We start from the raw sequence: 19,484 nt of genomic DNA, 5'->3' as shown, positions 1-19,484 counted from the left end.
GAGGTCGTGACAATAAATAAAGAATGGTGCGGGCCGGAGAAGTGACTGGATGATAGAGTTCTAATTTTGGATTTCTCGATGCCTTCTTGAGATTTGGATAAATCTCTTTTACTCAACTTCTTTTCGTCAAATTAGGTTGTGTTTTAACTGTTAAAATATTTTTTCATTAGTTTGTAATTTACTATTAAAGAAAAAAATTTTTAAAGGCTCAGCCTTAATACTCAGGTGAAAACTATTGAGGATGAACAACTTGAAGTGGAAACCATTAATGGCAGTCCTCTTGGGACTGCTGATGGTTGGAGTGACAGCCGGGAGTGCGATGGCGGCGCCAATTTCAAATGACAACTCAGTCCCAATAACTCCCCAGAACTTTGGGGATAAAGATCAGCTGAGCATATACTTCTCAAAATACGATTCGTACGTCTACGGTGGCAGAATCTGGTTGGCATTCGTCTGGAGCTGGAGGGGATATACAGAGGCAGGTGATGGCACTAAGGATCCGATAAGGATTGCGATACCCTGGATAATTGAGTATCAGGATGGTACAACTGAGCCCATATTTAAAAGTGACCCTTGGGTTTACGTGAAAGTCAATGAGTTCTACTACAACCCAAAAACAGACATTGAAATAAAACCTGCGGAGTGGCAGGAAAAGTGGGTGGACTTTAGATTCCCTGACGGTCACGTAGAAAAAGTTAAAATTCACTACAAAGTCATTCGTGTTGATGTAGATGATGACATTGGGTACGGGATAGTCTACGTGGGAGTGCAGCCCAATGATAGGTGGTTGGGTTCAGAGTTCAACATGCCAATGTTTTACCTCCATACTTGGAACCAGTGGGGATTGATTTCCTTGGGCGTGAGTATAGCGGTTAGTGTAGTGATCCATACTCCTCCGGGCATAGTTTGGGGAGTACTTTCTGGAACGGTGAGTTGGGGCATCAGCAAACTTTTCCATGATGCACTCGAAAGCCTTGGATGGGGCATTGGTGCATGGAGAGAACCTAAATATACCAACCCACTGGTAAAGCTCTCTTACAGTGTATATCCTTATAAGCACTACTACCCACCGTTTCCACCGTGTAAGAGCGGAGTGTGTCTGACATTGTGGGGTGGTGATAATGAGGCTTTACGGGGCTGAGGTTTCTCCCATTTTATTTTTACGCTGGTGGATTGCCGAGCTGGTCTTGGCACTCTGGGGAGGTTACTTCGGAAGCCATGGGTTTCATCCTGTGGCCCTTCTTATCACCGGTTTCTTCTGGTTGGCTTTTTCAACTTTGGAATGGCTCATATGCTCTGCCTACAGAGATTCAGAGTACTGCGCGAGGGAGGGCAGAGTAGGGTTCGTTTACTCGGCTGTAGTTCCGGCGTCGAATATTTTTGTATGGGTTTTCAGATTTTACCCGTACTCCACAGCGGTAATTTCGTTCCTATGGACGCTCCTGCTGTTCAGGGTTGGACTGGCGTTGGGGGCTGAAAAAACGCTTGGCCTGGAGAAACGGGAAGAATAATGGGAAATGAGTGGGGACGGGGTTCAGCCCACCCCACAGTAGCTCCAGACGGAGTAGCCGTAGTGGCCATTGGTTGGGTCGTGGGCGGGAGCCTCGAGATAAACCCAGCCGCTTGAGTAGACGTATTTGTCCACCCAGCCGCCGAGGTTGCCGGTGTATTCGTGTATGCATGAGCCCGAGAACTTTGGCACGTACACCCACCTTCCGGCTTTGCTTGAGCCGAGGTTAATGTAAGTTATAAGGCCGGGCTTGCTCCCGTAACCGTTTCTCACGAATATAAGCTCGTCACTGTCGTAATAGACTATACTCGTGCTTCCCCCAGCGAGGTGATCGTGTATCCAGATGAGGTTCTTAAGCCTGTCCTTGTTGAGCCACTCCTCGTAGTCGCGGTAGAATATGACCGGCTGGCCTTCGTAGGTGAGTATGAAAGCATAAGCGGGATATTTGTTCCAGATTATGTCCGTGTCGTGGTTTGCCACGAAGGTTACGGCCTTGAAGGGGTCGCGGGAGACAACAGTCCCGCCATTCTGAAGGGCGTAGACGAGAGCCGGGATATTCTTATTGTCGAAGGCCTCGTCCATCTTGTAGTAAAGCGGGAAGTCGAAGACCTTGGCACCGCTCGCGTAGGCCCAGTTTAGGAGTGCATTAACGTTCGTGTCCCAGTATTCTCCAACGGCCCAGCCGCCCCACCAGTTCAGCCAGTCCTTGACAACCCATGCTCCGTAGCCTTTAACATAGTCGAAGCGCCACGCGTCAACTCCTATGCTTCTGAGGTAGGAGGCGTAGCTTTCGCTGCTTGCCCAGAGCCAGTACTGATCCCATCTCTTCTCGTGGGCTATGTCAGGGAAGCCTCCAAAGGTGCCCTCATCGCAGCACTTGACCTCGTTGGGGTGGAAATCGAGGTAGTTGGCGGTGTATTTACCAGAAGCAACCTTCGAGAAGTCCGTCCACGTGTAGCCTCCAACGAAGGGGTTCCACTCAAGGTCTCCGCCCGCGCGGTGATTTATCACTATATCAGCTATTACCTTCATGCCGTAGGAGTGGGCGGTGTTTATCATTCTCACCAGTTCTTCCTTCGAGCCGAAGCGTGTCTCCACGGTCCCCTGCTGGTAGTATTCGCCAAGGTCAAAGAAGTCGTAGGGGTCGTAGCCCATGGAATAGCCACCGCTCATTCCCTTGCTCGCTGGAGGAATCCATATGGCTGATATCCCTGCATCATGCCACTCAGGTATCTTGCTCCTTATGGTGTCCCACCATATTCCTCCAGCCGGAACGTCCCAGTAGAAGGCTTGCATTATAACCCCGCCGTTCTCGAGGGTTTCTGCCCTTGCAGGAACCGCAAAGACCCCCATGAAGAGCACGAGAGCCACGAAAATGGCAGTGGTTCTAATCTTTGCCCCCATTTTACACACCCCAAACATCATTGTCAAAAAAATATATCACTACAGGTGAATATTTAAACCTTTCCATTTGTGGTCATGGATGCAAAATAGTGGATATTAATCAACGGAGTGTGACAGATGGATCGGATAATGCAAAGATGTGGAAAGGAGACATTGAGGATATGGCTAAGATGTAAAATGGTAAGCAAAAAATTTTACTTAAGCTCCCCGATGCCGAGGAGCTCCCTTGCCCTCTTGGCCTTCTCGCAGAGTTCGCAGGACTCGAGAAACACGAGCATGTTGAGGACGTGGAAAAGCTCAATCTCCGTAAGCTCAACGTTTTCGAGTCTTTTCAAAGGTTCTCTGGCCAGGTCCTCCATGTCTCCCAGGACTTCTCTCGTGAGCTCTATGAACTCTTCCCTGTCTTTAATGTCAAAGCCGGCCTTTTTGAGGAGGTTGTAGATGCGCTCGGCCTCCACTTGAAGGTAGCGCATCCTGAATGCCACTATATCCTCTTCTTCCCCGAAGGGCTTGAGGAGGAAGAGCCTCGCTGTTCTCGAGTAGAAACGCTCGACGCCGTCCCTTCCGATCTCCTCCACGAATCCTGCCTCTTCAAGAGCTTTTATGTGGCGGTGTATTGTGGAACGGTCCTTTCTAAGGAGTTCCGCGAGTTCGCCAACGCTCATAGGTCTTTCCCTGAGTAAGCTGACTATCTGGAAGCGCGTCTGGTCGGATAGCACTTTAATTCTTTCAGGCTCGGTAATAATTAAAACTTCCCTCACTCAGTATTCCTCCAGCCTATCTTGAGGGGTCTCGCTTTCCTCAATAATCTTCTTTCCCGCAGCAACCATATCAATGCTGTGCACAACTCCACCAAACTCTTCTATAGTTCTTACAATCTCTTCATAGTTCAAATTATCTCCGACGATTGTTATCTTTACGTTTTCCGTTTCTTTATCTATCTCCACGAGGGTAATATTAACCCCCTCTACCCCCCTCAGCTCACTCAACCCCAAAGCCAGCTCAGTAACCATGGGCTGGTGAGGTTTAAGCACGTCTAACACGAGAAGTCTAATGCCTTTTGCCATTTTCTATCCCGTTTCCATTTGAACTTACTCCTTTTTAAGTATTTCTCCAAGCTTTCTCAAGAGCTCTATCGCTTCTTCATCCCTTCCAAGCTCTGCCATGGTAAGCCAATCAATCGCATGGATTATATCTTCATTTGAAAATTCCTTGAGGGCCTCTTCCTTTTCCTCTATTTCTGCAGAAATTTTCGCCGTGTACGAGTGCTCCTTCTCTAAAAGTCTGTCCATTATGTTTAAGAGTTCCTCCTCATCGAACTCATACCCGAGGGCTTTGAAAACATCAAGCTTTGTCTTTAACCGTGATCTGGCCAGATATCTAAGCTCCTCGTCTCCAAGGTAGAGATTTATGTAAAATACATCCGCAGTCCTTCCGTAGTATTTTTCCACCAGATTTCCTTTCATTTCGGTTCTTTTTACCTCCACTAAGCCGGCTTCCTTTAGCTTTTCGATGTGGTGATAGATTGTCTGTGGTGTTTTGCCGAGAATTTCACTAAGCTGGGAAATCGTCATCTCCTTGCTTCTGAGCAATTTCAATATCTGCCTCCTCGTATCTTCCAGCATTAACTTTATTACCTCTGGATCCGTGATTAGTTTAACCTTCTTTTTCATTGCCCCCACCAATTTTAACGTTCTAACAAGAATTTAAGCGTTCCGGCATATAACCTTTTCCCTAAACCCGGAAAATTTTATAAATGTAAAATCCCCACATCGAACGACAAGCATGATCATTATTGTGGGGGGAACGGTATGAATCTGGACTTCCTGTTCTACCCAAGGAGTGTTGCTGTAATAGGTGCTTCAAACAAAGAAGGAAAAATCGGAAATGCTATAATGAAAAGCCTCATAAAATCCGGTTTTAAGGGCAAGATCTATCCAGTAAACGTTAAGGAAAGTGAAGTGATGGGAATTAAAGCGTATAGGAGCGTTTTGGAGATACCTGAAGAAGTCGATGTAGCTGTTATAGCAATCCCTGGAAGGTTCGTGCCTCAGGTGCTTGAGGAATGCGGTCAAAAGGGAGTAAAGGGAGCGGTAGTGATAAGTGCGGGCTTTAAAGAAGCTGGAAATGTAGAACTTGAGGAGAAGCTCGTTGAAGTGGCAAGAAAATGGGGCATAAGGGTTGTTGGGCCAAACTGTTTGGGAATTACAAACATTGAAAATGGCTTTGATTGTACCTTTAATCCTCCGGAAAGGCAGGCTAGGCCAGAATTTGGTGGAATAGCGTTTATGAGCCAGAGCGGTGCCTTCGGTGCAGCAATTCTCGACTGGGCTGCGAGACATGAGGTGGGAATGAGTAAATTCATAAGCCTCGGAAACATGGCCGATCTTGATGAGAGCGACTTCATGGAGTATTTGAAGGATGACAAAGCAACTAAGGTCATCACGGCATATCTTGAGGGAGTTAAGGATGGCCGGAAGTTCCTAAAAGCTGCTAGAGATACAACAAAAAAGAAGCCCGTTGTGATTCTTAAGAGCGGGAGAACTGAAGCCGGAGCCAAAGCCGCAGCATCCCATACCGGGAGTCTGGCGGGAAGCTATGCGATCTACAAAGCGGCTTTTGAACAGACTGGCGTTTTAGAAGCGAAAAGCATGAGGCAACTGTTTAACTATGCAAAGGCACTGGCAATGCAGAAGCCTGCAAAGGGGGATAGGATTGCAATAGTTACAAACGGTGGCGGAGCTGGGGTGATGATGAGCGATGGGATTCTTGAGGCAGGATTAAAAATGGCTGAGCTTAGTGAGGAAACCAAAGAAAAATTCGCGAGGGCAATAGAGGAAGGGAAACTGCCCGAGCATATGAGCTACAAGAATCCCATTGACATAATTGGGGACGCTCCCTCCAGCAGATATGAAATTGCCATGCGCTATGCTTTGGAGGATGAGAACGTTGACGTTCTCGCTGTAATAGCACTCTTCCAGAGCCCGGCTTTGGATGAAGGTATCGTGGAAAAAGTTGGCGAAATGCAGAAGTATGGAAAGCCGATAGTTTTCGTAGCTCCCGGTGGTGAGTTCCCGGAGAAAATGGCGAGGAGGATAGAAAAAACTGGGGTGCCGGTTTTTGAAACCGTCGAAGATGGCGTTGATGCAGTATATGCCTTGGTTAAATATGGGCAGTATCTCAGGGAGATGCTTTAGGTTCGCCTTGGGAAAACTTTATATTCTTATTTTCTACTCTTAGATCATGCACGGTGATTGCTTTTGGCTTTGGTGATGACAACCTTAATCCTTTTTTGGCTAGTTTGAACTTTGGAGGTGTTCTGGATGGAATTTGAAGTAACTCCATGGGAAGTGAAAGGTGTAGTAGACTACGACAAGCTTATCAAGGAATTCGGAACGACGCCGCTTACCGAAGAGCTGCTTGAAAAGACCAGAGAACTCACCAAAAGTGAGCTTCCAATATACTTTAGGAGGAAGTTTTTCTTCTCCCATAGGGACTATGACCTTGTACTTAAAGACTACGAAGAAGGAAGGAGCTTTTTCCTCTATACGGGAAGAGGCCCCAGCGGGCCAATGCACATAGGCCATATAATTCCGTTCTTTGCAACAAAATGGCTCCAGGAGAATTTTGGAGTTAACCTGTATATTCAAATAACGGATGATGAAAAGTTCCTCTTCAAGTCAAATTTAACCTTCGACGACACCAAAAGATGGGCGTATGAAAACATCCTCGATATCATTGCAGTTGGCTTTGACCCGGATAGGACGTTCATCTTTCAGAATAGTGAGTTCACCAAAATCTACGAGATGGCAATTCCAATAGCAAAGAAAGTCACCTATTCAATGGCAAAAGCCGTTTTTGGGTTTAACGACCAGAGCAAAATCGGAATGATATTTTATCCGGCAATCCAAGCGGCTCCGACTTTCTTTGAGAAAAAACGTTCCCTCATCCCTGCAGCTATAGATCAAGATCCTTACTGGAGAATACAGAGGGACTTTGCCGAAAGTTTGGGCTATTACAAAGCAGCTGCCCTGCACTCAAAGTTCGTTCCCGGATTGATGGGTCTTGGAGGTAAAATGAGCGCTTCAAAGCCAGAAACTGCTATTTACCTAACAGACGATCCCGAGGAAGCTGGTAAGAAAATATGGAAGTACGCTTTAACCGGAGGAAGAGCTACAGCAAAGGAACAGAGAGAACTTGGGGGAGAGCCGGATAAGTGTGTCGTATTCAAATGGCTCGAGATATTTTTTGAGGAAGACGACAAAGCCCTGCTTGAGAGGTACCATGCATGCAAGAATGGAGAACTGTTATGCGGCCAGTGCAAGCGTTATCTCATAGAAAAGGTTCAAAACTTCTTGAGGGAGCACCAGAAGAAGAGGGAAGAGGCTAAAAAGCTTGTTGAGAAGTTCAAGTACACTGGAGAACTGGCAAGGGAGCAGTGGGATAAGGCCATTCCGGAGCCTTTAAGGGAATAGCTTTCTCTTCTTCAAACTTTCGTGAGGTTTGTACCTCATAATTTATAAGCTCTGTAAAGCATAATTTTGTCTGGTGATTCCATGATTCGTTTACCCTTTAGAGATGGCTTCTACGAGGTTAAGCCAAGCAAAATAATATGTCTCGGAAGAAATTACGCTGAACATGCAAGGGAACTTGGGCATGAAGTTCCCGAAGAGCCGGTGATCTTTCTCAAACCCCCCTCAGCTTTAATAGGTCCAAATCAAACGATAATCTTGCCGAGAAAAAGCAATCACGTTGATCATGAAGTAGAGCTTGCCGTCATCATAGGGAAGCGCGCAAAGCGCGTTTCAAGAGAGGAGGCAATGGACTACGTCATGGGCTACACCATAATGCTCGACATAACCGCCAGGGATCTCCAATGGGAGGCGAAGAAAAAAGGCCTTCCATGGACTGTGGCGAAGGGATTTGATACATTTGCTCCTATAGGGCCGAGAATAGTTGATAGGAGGGAAATAAACGTTGACGACCTTGAAATTGGTCTAAAAGTTAACGGCGAAATAAGGCAGCTCTCAAGGACGAGCAAGATGATATTCAAGGTAGATGAGATAATAGAGTATGTCTCTGGCATAATGACCCTCGAACCGGGCGACATAATAGCGACTGGAACCCCCGAAGGCGTTGGACCTCTGAGGCATGGTGACGTTGTTGAGGCTTGGATAGAGGGAATTGGGGTTTTGAAGGAGGAAGTGCTTTCTGAGCGCTCAATTCTTTGCTGATTTTTATTTACTTAATAACATATAGGTGAACTATCAGACCACCGTGCCCAACTAAACGGTGATGGGTAATTGTAAATCCATTTTCCCCAAATGCCTTCTCTATCGCCTTTTTTTCGGTTGTTATGAAAACTCCCCTCTTTTCAAGGACTTTTGAGAGCTCACTAAAAAACTTCATATAAAGCTCTGGTATCATGCTTTTTCTTCCTATCTTCAGCCCGTAGGGGAGGTTGCTTATGGCAAAATCAACACTTTCGATGTATTGAGAGAGTTTCATGGCATCTCCATGAATAAACTCAATCCTATCGTATACTCCAGCTGCTAAGGCGTTCATTTTCGCACCGTTTAAATGCTTTTTATACTTCTCAATACCGGTGATTCTTCCCTTGTACTCTCTCAAAGCGAGCTCGATTAAGATTGTCCCGCTTCCACACATCGGGTCTACAACACTTCCGCCATCAAGCTCTGCAAGCTCTATCATCGCGTTTGCTATACTTGCCTTTAGATGGGCCGGATGGTCGTAAACACGCCAAGGCCTTTTGTGAAGCGAGCTGTCGCCGGTGGTGTCTACCCCAAGGAAGAAGACATCGCCGATGAGCTCTGCCCGGAAGATGACCGCCGGGTGGTCGAGGTTCACTTTCGGCATTCCAAACTGTGAAAGTTTATCGTAGATGGCACTTCCGACGGTTTTTGCGATATCAACGCTTGTGAATTCATGTTCTCCCTTTCTAAAAGATCTTACGGCAAAACTTTCGCTTACCTTTACATATCTTTCGATAGGGGAGTTAAACACAAAATCGTAAATCTCCTTAAGGGCATTTTCTTTTTCTAAGCTGGTAAGCTTTGCTGAAAATATGTGGAGAATAACCCTGTGAAGAAGCTTGGAGTTTTCCTTCAAAAAGGAGGCTATTTCAAACTCCCTCTTCTTTCCTTTTTCATCAAAATAACCCCCTTTCTCAATCTCTGCCATTATTCTTCCCTCAACTCCAAAGGGCTTCTCTTCTGCTTTTCCCTTTAGTCCGGCTTTTTCAATGAGCATCTCAACTTCTCTCTTCGCTAAATCTTCAATCCCCTGTGAGGTTGTTAATATAAACTTCATCCCAATCACTCCATGATTGCTATTACGCCCTTCCATTTTCCTCCAAAGCACTCGCTTGCGATAACCTTCTTTTTGGTTATTTCTTCAAGGAATTTTATTGCAGAGTCGCACTTTTTAAATCCTGTTGCTATTCCTACTGTAAACCCCTCAATCTCTCTAAATCCGACCCTCTTCTTGTTATCAAGGGTTAGCCTTTCTCCATACTTCCAGAGTATTCTTCTGGGGTCTAAGAGGTGATCCTTCTCGATTTCGTCGAGAATTTCTTCGAAATCCCGAATGAAAAACTCTTTTTTCTCCTCCTCTCTTCCAAAAAGGGTGAATCTACCTGTTTGCCATTCTCTCAGGAGATAACGAGCGGCCTCTTCCAGATTGATTTTACCTCCCCTCTCTAAAAGGCCTTTCTTTCTGCCGATGGCTTCAAGAATTTGCTCCTCATTTTCAAACTCCTCTATCCCGTACTTTTCGGTAATTGCTTCCTTTCTGGTTTCTAAAATTCTTTTTATAAGTTTTAATGCCGGTTTAACGGGGTCTTCAATCTTATCCGCCGGAAAGCCTCCTCTAATAACGAGCTCGTCAAAATCATCTATCGGAACAACTCCCGGGGAATCAACTAACCATATCTTTTTTGAAAGCTTAATAAGTTGCTTTCCTTTTGTATAGCCCGGTATTGGTGCCGTTCCAACAGCATGTTTACCTTTCAGCACGTTTATTATTGTGCTCTTCCCAACGTTAGGGTAACCCACTAAGACAACCTTCACTTTCTCTTTGCCTTCTTCAAAGAGTTCCTTTGCGAGTTTCTTTATCTCCTTCCTTAAAATCCCAGTTCCCTTTCTCTCCCTTGCACTGATGAACACTATTGGAACATCCTTATGTTTCCTCTTGTACTCCTCGGCCCACTCCTTTGGGACTAAATCGGCTTTGTTCATTACTATGAGAAGCCTTTTTCCTTCCTCTTGGACGAGCCGTTCTACTTTCGGGTTTCTTGTTCCAATTGGGTCTCTTGCATCGACTACCTCTATTATAATGTCCCCCTCTTTAATAGCTTCTCTCACTATTCTCCATGCTTTCTTCTGCTTCATCTTTTATCACCGTTATTTCAAATATTACCGTTCCTCCATCCGTGTATGGAGGCCCGGGGTCGAGGCACTGCACATAGGCTTTTTCCCCTTTCCCAAGTCCTATCTCTGAAGCCTTAATTCCTTTTCGCAGTGCCACTATGTAAGGAAGGAAAGAGGCAAATGCATGGGTGCAGATTGCATCAGTCTCTTTTAAGTTGACTTTTGGTCCTTCTATAACTACCTCATCCCCAACCTTAAATACCGGACACTTTCCTTTAATCTCCACGGCTTTTATTATTAGCTTTTCCACCTTCCACCACCAAAAAGTAAATAAGGAGTAAAGCCTAAAATACCTAACTGGAATATTCACACTTAGGACTATCAGTTTAAGAGAAGTTAAATATTATCCGGTGGTGCTGGCCGTGGCGGAGGATATTGAAGAAAAAATAAGGCGCTTGAGGGAGTTGGGTAGAGTTTCTGTTGAGGAGAAAGAAGAGAAAACAACTCCTGCTGCTCCTGTCCCAGGAGCTTCACCTCCCAGAAAACCTTCAAGATTGGGAAGGCTTAGGGAAAGGGAGAGACGTAAAAGAATAATTATAGGCGCATCTGTTATAGCTGTCATTCTCATTGCTGTTGTTATAGGGATATACACAACCTATCAAAATCGTGCTGCAAAACAGCTTCAAGAGGCCAAACTTGCAAAGATCGGGGAGGTCAACCAGTATTTCACAGGGGAACTTGAGAATGATACAATGAAAACCCAGCTAATAAATCAGATCAACCAAGCAAAGAGCATAGAGGAACTTGAGAAGATAAACGTCAAGGCGATAGCAGAGCAGAGAAAAGCTCAATTAGAGCAAGAGCGTCTTCAGAAGGAGCTTCAACAGGCAAAGAGCACAAAGTTATCACAAATAGAGCAATCTTTTGAACTTCTCCTCTCTCAGCCTCTCCCAGAGGAGATAAAGAGCGAAGCTATTCAAACTCTAAACCAATTAAAGGATAAGGTTAATTCTGCAAAAACAGAAGATGAGGTATCTTTAATTGACCCCAATCCGTATCTGCTTGAGCTCTGGAGGAAATATTACTATTACCTCATAGACATCACTCCCACCCAAAAGGTGATCCTCAAGAAAGGTGCGGAAAAGAGCATATACACGAAAGCAGAAGCAAAGTACATGCTCAGCAAAGTTACGTACCTCACTGAGCTTCTTCAGTACACAGTAGAGAAAGCTGAAATGGTGCAAGTCGCTTTAGTTTTGCCAAGGGAGAACGTTAATGGTGCCTTCCTCTCATCGGGTGACAAGATAAAGATTTTTGCTCAGATAAATTCAACATCTATTCAAAAGATAGCGGATGAAGGATATGTGAACATGGTTCTCTTCCTAACAGACTCTGGTGTGATTGCAGTATCGGAGTCACAGCAAGAGACCAAAGATATAACGACCTCTTCGGAAACTTCCTACTCAGACCAATATTCGGAGAGCTATGCCCCCGGTGATCAATCAATTTCATACCAGCAGAATAAAGATGAAAGCCACTCCACAACCCAATCAAGTTCACAGATGATAAGTGCATCCTACACCTACAATGTTGCACTAAACGAGATATTAAAGGCCATTGCGGCCAACAAGATAGCTGCGGCAGATGAAGTTAAGGAGCAGCTCGCAAGGTACAGGTGGAAGGTGCTCGACCTTGAGCAAAGCACGGGGTTATTGGCTACGGAACCCACTGCTAAGGTCTTGGTGATAGTTGAAGTCCCAGCAGAATTCGTTGAGGATATACTTAAATATAGAAATGCCATCTACATAACAAAGATCGTTGGGTGACCGGGATGCCAAGGAAGATGCTCCCGCTCTTTTTCCTTGTTTTGCTAGTTTCGGGTTTGGTTAATGCACAAGAGAGTGTTAACGCATCCGCCACGGTCGATCTAAACGTTACCTTGGTGAATGCGGGTCCGTTTTACAAATTTGTTTTAATAAATCCTGATTATAACTACACTTTGTTTAGGAAAGACGGAGATATTGGAATCGTTAACACCTTGGGATTTTGGATTGCCCCATATGAGACACTTCAGGTAAATGTAAAGATTAACGAACCTTTATCCACGGGCACAATAAGCGGAGTGGAAGGTCCAAACATATTTTACAGCCCTATATATCCTCAGTTAATCCTCTATCCTCAGAAGTACTATGCAGTTGACACGTTCTTCATTTCAGATGGTTATGTGAAGGTGCTCAAGTACAGCGGAAGTGTTAAGGTAACGATAGAGAATCCATCACCCGGAAATTCAAAGTATATTGCCATAGGACTACCGGTACTCTTTGAAGGGGCTGAAATGAGCGACTTTACTCCAGAGTATACAATGAAATACAGCGAATACGTTGATACTGTTCTTTCCCAATATGCTCAATACGTTAGGGAGTACATACCTGAGTATCTGAACGGAACACCTGAAGGAAGCTCAAGCAGTCTCTCAGAGCTTTCTTCAAGAATAGTTGTTTCCTCTGGAACTGGTTTACTTGCGGGGAGCAAAGAAGAGCCTGAGTTACCCCGGATACCCAAAAAACCTGAGCTAAAATTTGATTATCCGGTTTGGATAGTGTTTTTAGGTAATAAGTTTGAAATCACCTACAGCATCAAATGGGAAAACCTCATGAGGGTGAGTGAATTTGGAGGAGAAAAAGAAAAAACGTTCAGGCTTATCATGGATAGAAGAGATCTTAAGTGAAGAAGCAGCCCCTTTGGAAGATATAATAAAAGAAGAGAGAAGAGAAGAAAAACCTAAGGCCGAGGAAGAACTATCTCCCATTGTGCCAGAAGTTAAAACTCCTTCAAGATTCTTACCCTTTGAGAGTAGGGAGGGGAGCAGCTTAGAGGAGATATTGAAGTCCACAAGAGGCTCACCAAAAGTCCCCCTTCCTACATATTATGGAGAGGAAGTGAAGGTTCTTGATGTATATGGAAATGTGAGAATTCTTAGAGTTAGAGGAGAGCCGATTCCAATTTATGAAATACGCCTTCCAAAGTTGAGTGAAGAGGAAGAAAAACTCGTGAGAATTGTTAGGGATAGGGCAATTGCAGAGATACAAATAGACCCCGAGAGCATCCCCGATCCGGAGGAGAGAAGAAGAATATTTGGAAGGGCTGTAAAGAACATAATGCGTGAACTTGCCCCTTCTATCTCCGAGGCAAGAATGAATACTCTCGTAAATCTGGTTGTCCAGAACATGATAGGTTACGGAAAACTTGATCCCCTTGTTAGGGACGATAACCTGGAGGAAGTCATGGTAATAGGAACGGGAAGACCAGTATACGTGTGGCACAGAAAGTTCTACATGTGCAAAACTAACATCGTTTTTGAGGATGAGAGGGAAATATTAAACATTATTGAACGTATAGCAAGGCAGGTTGGAAGAAGAATTGACCAGCAAACCCCACTCTTGGATGCCCGTTTGCCCGATGGGAGTAGGGTAAACGCAACTATTAGACCCGTTAGCTTAGATGGACCTACGTTAACCATAAGAAAATTCAAAAAAGACCCCCTTACGATAATTGATCTCCTGAAGTACGGCACCTTTAATTTGGAAATAGCGTCTCTGCTCTGGGTTTTTGTTGACGGTCTTGGAGTTAAGCCTGCGAACGTCCTCGTTGCCGGAGGTACTGGTTCTGGTAAAACTACCACCCTTAACGCATTGGCAATGTTCATCCCTCCAAGTGAGCGTGTTATAAGTATTGAAGATACTGCAGAACTTCAATTGCCAATCGAGCACTGGGTAAGGCTTGAAACAAGGCCTCCAAACATAGAAGGAAAGGGAGAAATAACGATGGATGATCTCGTTAAGAACACCCTAAGAATGCGTCCGGATAGAATTATCGTCGGTGAGGTCAGAGGCCCTGAGGCAAGGACCATGTTCACGGCAATGAATACGGGACATAATGGAGCGCTTTACGACTTCTCGGTTATTCAGCTCTCTAATGGGAAATTCGTGCTTATAGGAGATTTGGTTGAGGAACTCTTCAAGAAGTACTCTGATAGAATTGAGACGTACAAAGATCTTGAGTACATAGTACTCGATGAAAAAGATCGTTTTGAAGTAGTTAGCGTTGGTCCAGATCTCAAGGCGGGTAAGCATATTGTTTCAAGAGTTTGGAGAAGAAAAGTCAGAGATGGAGAAAGGCTGATGCGCATAAAGACAAGAATGGGCAATGAGGTAATACTTACTAAGACCCACCCGTTTTTTGTCTTCTCCAATGGGGATGTGATCAGGAAAGAAGCGGAGAAACTCAGGGTTGGGGATAGGGTTGCAGTAATGATGAATCCTCCCAAACCGCCCCAGTACAAAGCCATTGTTGATCCCCACATTTATGTAAAAATAAGCGATTACTACCTCATCCCCAATGGAAAGGGAATGGTAAAAGTTCCTAACGAAGGTCTTCCTCCGGAGAAGGCCCAATATCTGTCATCAGTAAATTCACACCATGTGAAATTGATCAGGGAGGTCGATGAAAAGCTCTCATACATCGCTGGAGTTATCCTTGGCGATGGATATATCTCATCAAATGGCTACTACATCTCAGCTACATTTGACGATGAAGATTACATGGAAGCCTTTGTAAGCGCAGTCTCGAACTTTATACCGAACTACGTGCCCCACATGAAGGGCAATGGAAAAAGCACAGTTGTGACCGTTGGTTCGAAGATTTTCGCCGAAATGATTTCGAGAATATTTGGAATACCTAAGGGTAAAAAATCTGAGATATGGGACGTTCCGGATATAGTTCTCTCAAACGATGAGCTCATGAGGTACTTTATAGCTGGACTCTTTGATGCCGATGGATATGTGGATAAAAACGGACCCTCCATAATTTTGGTAACCAAGAGCGAAAATGCAGCGAGAAAGATATGGTACGCTCTCCAGAGACTGGGGATAATAAGCACAGTCTCCCGTGTAAAGAATAGGGAATTCAAAGAAGGCGAAATATTCAGGGTAATCATAGGTGGAATTGAAGACCTTACTAAATTCGCAAAATTTATACCCCTACGCCATTCAAGGAAAAGGGCCAAACTTATGGAAATCTTGAACACCAAGAAGGCATACCGTGGAAGAAAAACACGCAGAGTCCCGGTATCGAGCGAAATGATAACCCCCATCCGCCGGAGGTTAGGACTGACAGTTGCAGAGCTTTCAAAGCTGGCCTCCCATTATGCAGGGGAAAAAGTTTCTGAGAGTCTTATCAGACATATAGAAAAAGGAAGGGCCAGAGAAATAAGACGTTCTGCACTTAAGGGAATAGCCCTTGCTCTTCAGCAGGTGGCCAAAGACATCGGCGATGAAGACGCTTGGGTAATGGGAAAGAGACTCCAGCTGATAGCCGAAGGGGATGTCTATTGGGATGAAGTTGTAAGTGTTGAAGAAGTTGACCCGAGAGAGCTAGGTATTGAATACCTCTACGATCTCACGGTGGAGGACGACCACAATTATGTAGCCAACGGGATACTGGTTTCCAATTGTATGGGTACAATCCACTCCAATTCAGCTAGGGAAACAATCGTAAGGCTTGAGAGTCCACCTATGAACGTTCCAAGAATCATGATTCCAGCTTTGGATGTTATCATAATGCAGGTAAGGTTCAACAACAGAAAGAAAGGAACCATAAGAAGGATCACCGAGATAGCTGAGGTTTCCGGAATAGAGGGGGAAAGCGTCCAGCTGAACACCATCTATAAGTACAATCCAGCAAAGGATGAGCTTTACCGCACGGGAGTTCCGAGTAGGGTTCTAAACCAGCTTGCTGAGCATACAGGTTTAACAATGGATGAGCTCCTAGAGGAGAGGATAAAGAGAGAAGTTATCCTCCAATGGATGGTAGAGAAAGGAATAAGGAGTATAGAAGAAGTTGGCCATTACATTAGAGAATTCTACATTGATCAAGAAGAGTTGCTGAGGAAAATAGAGAAGGACGCCTCAATTGAGTTAACTGAAAAAGTTAGAACAGTCATCTAGGGTGAGAGGACTTGGGGGTAAAGGAGAAAATACTTAAATTCATTGAAAGGCTGGGTGAAAAAACTATAGAGGTTAGCGAACGTCCTATTTCAAGAATTCCTAAAACACTAACTTTCCAGGAAAGACTTCAACTCCTGAAAAAACTTCAAGAGGAAGTCTCTCAGGAGAGAGAAGAAAAATACGAAAAAGAACTTGAAGAGATTGTTGAATGGAGAAAAAGAGAGCTGGAGGAATCTTTTACCCATAGATTCTCAGAATTTGTGCTTAGGCACTTTAGGGGTCCAGTTGAATCGTTTACAAAGTCCCTAAAGGGACTCGACTATGACCTCGTGAGGGCTAACATTAAAATGAGTAAAGAGCAGTTCGTTGCACTGATGCTGGGTGTTTCCATTTTCACTGCAATTTTTGCTTTTTTAATAGGCGTTTTTCTCCTCATGCCTGTTGACATCTCCCTGATGCTCGGGATACTGGGCTTTATTGGTGGATTCCTGTATATGAGAAACTATCCAAGAATAGTCTGGCGAAGAAGGGTTGTAGAGGTGGAAAAAGCCCTTCCATATGTTTTGAGGCACATGGCATCGCTTTTGAGTGCTGGAGTTGGTATAGCTGAGGCAATGGTTTCCGTTGCCAATGCGGATTATGGTCCCATATCCGAGGAATTTGACCTTATGATAAGAGACATGCACGGAGGAACGTCCTTTGAAGATGCACTAATGAGGTTTGAGGAGAGGATGGCGTCCGAAAACGTTAGTAGAGTTGTAAAGCAGATCCTTAGGGCCACAAAATTCGGTGGAAACTTGGCGGATATTCTCTACAAACTGGCAGAGGACTTTTCCTTTGAATACAGAATGAAGCTTGTGGAGTACATCCAAAAGGTAAACGGTGTGGCATTTGTTTACATGTTCATAACCATAATAATGCCAACGCTATTCGTTGTGGCGATACTGGCCGCTTCATTAATGAGTAGGGCGTTAGTAATGCCCGTCCAAGGGTTAGCCGTTATTCTGCTCTTTGGGTTCCCAGCTATCTCAACACTCGTTGTGTTTATGATAAAACGCAGTGAGCCGAGGTGATTAAATTTGGCTGAAGTTAAATTCCTCAGGCCATTTGCGAAAGCCCTTGGGAAGCTGCTTCCCCAGAGATGGGTTAGGAGGTACGAGCTCTTCCTATACTCGGCGGGAATATCATTTTTAGCGCTTGAATTTTTGCTGATATCGTTACTGCTGGCAGGATTGGTCGGGATAATAGTTTTCATTCTGTCTCCAGTCAAGATCTACGTAATCCCACCATCTCTTGCGGTTTTTCTGGGAGTTGCGTTTGTTTATCCATACTACCTCCTATCCAAGAAGATAGAAGACATGGAAAGAAATCTTCCCGATGCTTTCTTCTATCTTGCAAGTTCTTTGAGGGCTGGAGTTTCCTTCTCTGAAGCTTTGGAGGAGGCATCAACTGCAAGGTTTGGAGCATTGACAGAGGAATTCAAGAGAACAGTACAGGAGATAAAGAGGGGTAGAGCAACAATAGAAGCCCTGAGAGCCTTTGCAATAAGAAACAAGAAATCTTCGGTAATTTATCGCTCCACAATGATCATCCTGGAGGCCTACGAGAGAGGAGCCCCGATGGCCGATGTACTTGTGGCGGTTGCCAACGACGTCCGTGAAATACTGAGAATAAAAAAGGAGAGGAAAGCTTCAACCGGAATGCAGGCAATGTTCTTTATAATTGCAAGCGGCTTCATAGGGCCATTCATCCTGGGGGTTGTATCCCAGATTATGGGGGGTATGAACACTCCCGAAGTGGGACTTAACCTGCCATTAGAAGCGATAAAAAATGTTTCCCTTGCGTTTGTGGCAATACAAGCCATAGTTTCGGGGTTAGGAATTGGAATAATAAGAGAAGGAAAGTTCTCTGCAGGCTTCAAGTACAGCGCAATGCTGGCCATACTTGGAGTTGTGATATTCCTTGTGGCCACCAGGGTTCAGATATCAGGATTCATCTGATTCTGGCCTTGCCTTTTCTATATCCACTATTTCCACTTCAAACGTTAGTGTCTTGCCTGCCAGAGGATGGTTGAAGTCCAAAGTTACGTTTTCTTCTGTGACTGCGGTTATTCTTGCTATCCCACTATCGGTCATTATGTAAGCCCCTTCTACCGGTTCTATATCTGCTTTTTCGAACTCCTCTATTGGGACATCAATTATCAGGTCATCCCTTGGCATCCCGTAGCCTTTCTCGGGAGGAACCACTATGGTTTTTTTCTCTCCGATTTGCATCCCTATAAGAGCCTCGTCTATTCCGGGGATAAGCTCACCGACACCAACGTTAGCCCCAAGGGGCCCGTATGCTCTGTCCTCAACATAAATGCCCGCTTCCTTGGCGATATCCTCATAAGTCGTATCGAATATTTCTCCGTTTTCAAACCTTCCAATGTAGTTAAAAACCACAAAATCTCCTTTTTCAACTTTCATTTTTTCACCAACTAAATTTCTTCAAGTTTAACTCCTCCACTAACTTTATAACATTTTTGGTCAGCGTTATACAAGTTTGTGAAAATTATATACTCCCTCAATCAAAACTCCAATGGGTGATTTTTGTATGAGGGGGAGATGCTTAAAAATGAGAATCAGAGAAAACGTAAGGGCAATAATTGGAGTCTTTAGCTATTCCTCCGGGAGAAGGTAGTAAATGTAGTGAGGCCTATTAGTGAACTCGTCTATGTAAACCACCACCCCATTTTTTGGAGGCTTTAGGTAGTGGACTTCTCCTTTTTTAGTTGTTATTGCAGCGAAGGCATCGCTTTTTCTTACCCTGTTTCCCACTCCAGCTATTATCGTGGAAACAAACCCCTCCACCGGGAGCAACATAAGTTCGTCTCCTTTATACAGCCTTATCTCGGTTCTTCTATCGGGGAAAACTATTCTCGCATCACAGAGCATTTTATGCTCGTATTTATCCACATAAAAGTGAAACCTGTCGTAAATTTCTTTCCGCAGAAACTTTGCTTTTTTAACGTCTATAAACTCCGGAAGCTTTTGTCCCTTTTGTAGTCTAACCTCTATGTTGTCTTGGATTATTATGCAATCAACTTTTGCCTCGTCTCCTTCAAAGCATTCTTCAAACTCTGCCTCAACGAACAACTGCGGGAGTTTTTCCATACTCTCACCAACTTCTTCCAAG

General features: G+C 44.6%; 19 protein-coding genes. 10 read left to right on the top strand and 9 right to left on the bottom strand.

Annotated features, from left to right (window positions below; genetic code table 11):
- The first annotated feature begins 235 nt into the window (after window positions 1-235).
- Entirely contained in the window at window positions 236-1,141 is a 906-nt protein-coding gene (locus ADU37_RS09975) for a hypothetical protein (RefSeq protein WP_058947443.1), read from the top strand.
- The gene (locus tag ADU37_RS09970) at window positions 1,122-1,511 is read left to right on the top strand and encodes a hypothetical protein (protein WP_058947442.1); all 390 of its coding nucleotides are present in this window, start codon (window positions 1,122-1,124) and stop codon (window positions 1,509-1,511) included. The genes ADU37_RS09975 and ADU37_RS09970 overlap by 20 nt, the downstream gene beginning before the upstream one ends.
- A gap of 23 nt (window positions 1,512-1,534) precedes the next feature.
- On the opposite strand, the gene ADU37_RS09965 is transcribed toward ADU37_RS09970, so the two are convergent.
- The 4 genes from ADU37_RS09965 to ADU37_RS09950 all read right to left on the bottom strand — a co-directional run bounded on the left by ADU37_RS09965 (window position 1,535) and on the right by ADU37_RS09950 (window position 4,587).
- On the bottom strand, window positions 1,535-2,914 hold the full coding sequence (locus ADU37_RS09965) for an alpha-amylase (protein ID WP_058947441.1): 1,380 nt from the start codon (window positions 2,912-2,914) through the stop codon (window positions 1,535-1,537).
- Between the two features lie 194 nt (window positions 2,915-3,108).
- Entirely contained in the window at window positions 3,109-3,675 is a 567-nt protein-coding gene (locus ADU37_RS09960; protein WP_058947440.1) for a transcriptional regulator, read from the bottom strand.
- Window positions 3,676-3,981 carry a DUF211 domain-containing protein gene (locus ADU37_RS09955; protein WP_058947439.1) on the bottom strand — a complete coding sequence of 102 codons (306 nt, stop codon included), beginning with the start codon at window positions 3,979-3,981 and terminating at the stop codon, window positions 3,676-3,678.
- A gap of 24 nt (window positions 3,982-4,005) precedes the next feature.
- On the bottom strand, window positions 4,006-4,587 hold the full coding sequence (locus tag ADU37_RS09950) for a winged helix-turn-helix domain-containing protein (protein ID WP_058947438.1): 582 nt from the start codon (window positions 4,585-4,587) through the stop codon (window positions 4,006-4,008).
- A gap of 138 nt (window positions 4,588-4,725) precedes the next feature.
- Between ADU37_RS09950 and ADU37_RS09945 the strand changes: the two genes are divergently transcribed.
- The 3 genes from ADU37_RS09945 to ADU37_RS09935 all read left to right on the top strand — a co-directional run bounded on the left by ADU37_RS09945 (window position 4,726) and on the right by ADU37_RS09935 (window position 8,148).
- On the top strand, window positions 4,726-6,111 hold the full coding sequence (locus ADU37_RS09945; RefSeq protein ID WP_058947437.1) for an acetate--CoA ligase family protein: 1,386 nt from the start codon (window positions 4,726-4,728) through the stop codon (window positions 6,109-6,111).
- A 126-nt stretch (window positions 6,112-6,237) separates the two neighbouring features.
- Window positions 6,238-7,389, top strand: a complete 1,152-nt coding sequence (locus tag ADU37_RS09940; protein ID WP_058947436.1) for a tryptophan--tRNA ligase — start codon at window positions 6,238-6,240, stop codon at window positions 7,387-7,389.
- Window positions 7,390-7,470: 81 nt separating this feature from the next.
- A complete protein-coding gene (locus ADU37_RS09935) occupies window positions 7,471-8,148 on the top strand; it encodes a fumarylacetoacetate hydrolase family protein (protein ID WP_058947435.1) in 678 nt (225 codons plus the stop codon).
- Window positions 8,149-8,155: 7 nt separating this feature from the next.
- On the opposite strand, the gene trm14 is transcribed toward ADU37_RS09935, so the two are convergent.
- The 3 genes from trm14 to ADU37_RS09920 are packed head-to-tail and all read right to left on the bottom strand — an operon-like array spanning window position 8,156 to window position 10,612.
- A complete protein-coding gene (gene trm14, locus ADU37_RS09930) occupies window positions 8,156-9,244 on the bottom strand; it encodes a tRNA (guanine(6)-N2)-methyltransferase (RefSeq protein WP_058947434.1) in 1,089 nt (362 codons plus the stop codon).
- A gap of 5 nt (window positions 9,245-9,249) precedes the next feature.
- Entirely contained in the window at window positions 9,250-10,323 is a 1,074-nt protein-coding gene (locus ADU37_RS09925) for a GTPase (RefSeq protein ID WP_058947433.1), read from the bottom strand.
- The gene (locus ADU37_RS09920; protein ID WP_058947432.1) at window positions 10,280-10,612 is read right to left on the bottom strand and encodes a TIGR04076 family protein; all 333 of its coding nucleotides are present in this window, start codon (window positions 10,610-10,612) and stop codon (window positions 10,280-10,282) included. Before ADU37_RS09920 ends, ADU37_RS09925 begins: the two co-directional genes overlap by 44 nt.
- A 112-nt stretch (window positions 10,613-10,724) precedes the next feature.
- Here ADU37_RS09920 and ADU37_RS09915 point away from each other — a divergent pair, with 112 nt between their 5' ends.
- From ADU37_RS09915 to ADU37_RS09895, 5 genes are read left to right on the top strand one after another with little or no spacing between them, the layout of a single operon-like run.
- Entirely contained in the window at window positions 10,725-12,128 is a 1,404-nt protein-coding gene (locus tag ADU37_RS09915; protein WP_058947431.1) for a DUF515 domain-containing protein, read from the top strand.
- Between the two features lie 5 nt (window positions 12,129-12,133).
- Entirely contained in the window at window positions 12,134-13,030 is an 897-nt protein-coding gene (locus ADU37_RS09910) for a hypothetical protein (RefSeq protein ID WP_058947430.1), read from the top strand.
- A complete protein-coding gene (locus ADU37_RS09905; RefSeq protein WP_058947429.1) occupies window positions 12,972-16,307 on the top strand; it encodes an ATPase, T2SS/T4P/T4SS family in 3,336 nt (1,111 codons plus the stop codon). The genes ADU37_RS09910 and ADU37_RS09905 overlap by 59 nt, the downstream gene beginning before the upstream one ends.
- A gap of 11 nt (window positions 16,308-16,318) precedes the next feature.
- Window positions 16,319-17,380 carry a type II secretion system F family protein gene (locus ADU37_RS09900; RefSeq protein ID WP_058947428.1) on the top strand — a complete coding sequence of 354 codons (1,062 nt, stop codon included), beginning with the start codon at window positions 16,319-16,321 and terminating at the stop codon, window positions 17,378-17,380.
- A gap of 6 nt (window positions 17,381-17,386) precedes the next feature.
- Complete coding sequence (locus ADU37_RS09895) at window positions 17,387-18,307, top strand: type II secretion system F family protein (RefSeq protein WP_058947427.1); 921 nt, start codon at window positions 17,387-17,389, stop codon at window positions 18,305-18,307.
- On the opposite strand, the gene ADU37_RS09890 is transcribed toward ADU37_RS09895, so the two are convergent.
- Both ADU37_RS09890 and ADU37_RS09885 read right to left on the bottom strand, forming a co-directional pair.
- A complete protein-coding gene (locus ADU37_RS09890; protein ID WP_058947426.1) occupies window positions 18,293-18,775 on the bottom strand; it encodes a peptidylprolyl isomerase in 483 nt (160 codons plus the stop codon). The genes ADU37_RS09895 and ADU37_RS09890 overlap by 15 nt on opposite strands.
- 192 nt (window positions 18,776-18,967) lie before the next feature.
- Window positions 18,968-19,462, bottom strand: coding sequence for a DUF2118 domain-containing protein (locus ADU37_RS09885; protein WP_058947425.1), 495 nt, complete (start codon window positions 19,460-19,462; stop codon window positions 18,968-18,970).
- Window positions 19,463-19,484: the final 22 nt, after the last annotated feature.

This window comes from Thermococcus sp. 2319x1 (genome assembly GCF_001484685.1).
In the GTDB taxonomy this organism is placed as follows: Archaea; Methanobacteriota_B; Thermococci; order Thermococcales; family Thermococcaceae; genus Thermococcus_A.
The sequence above is the reverse complement of the archived record's forward strand: the minus strand, read 5'-3'. Positions and strand labels throughout refer to the sequence as shown.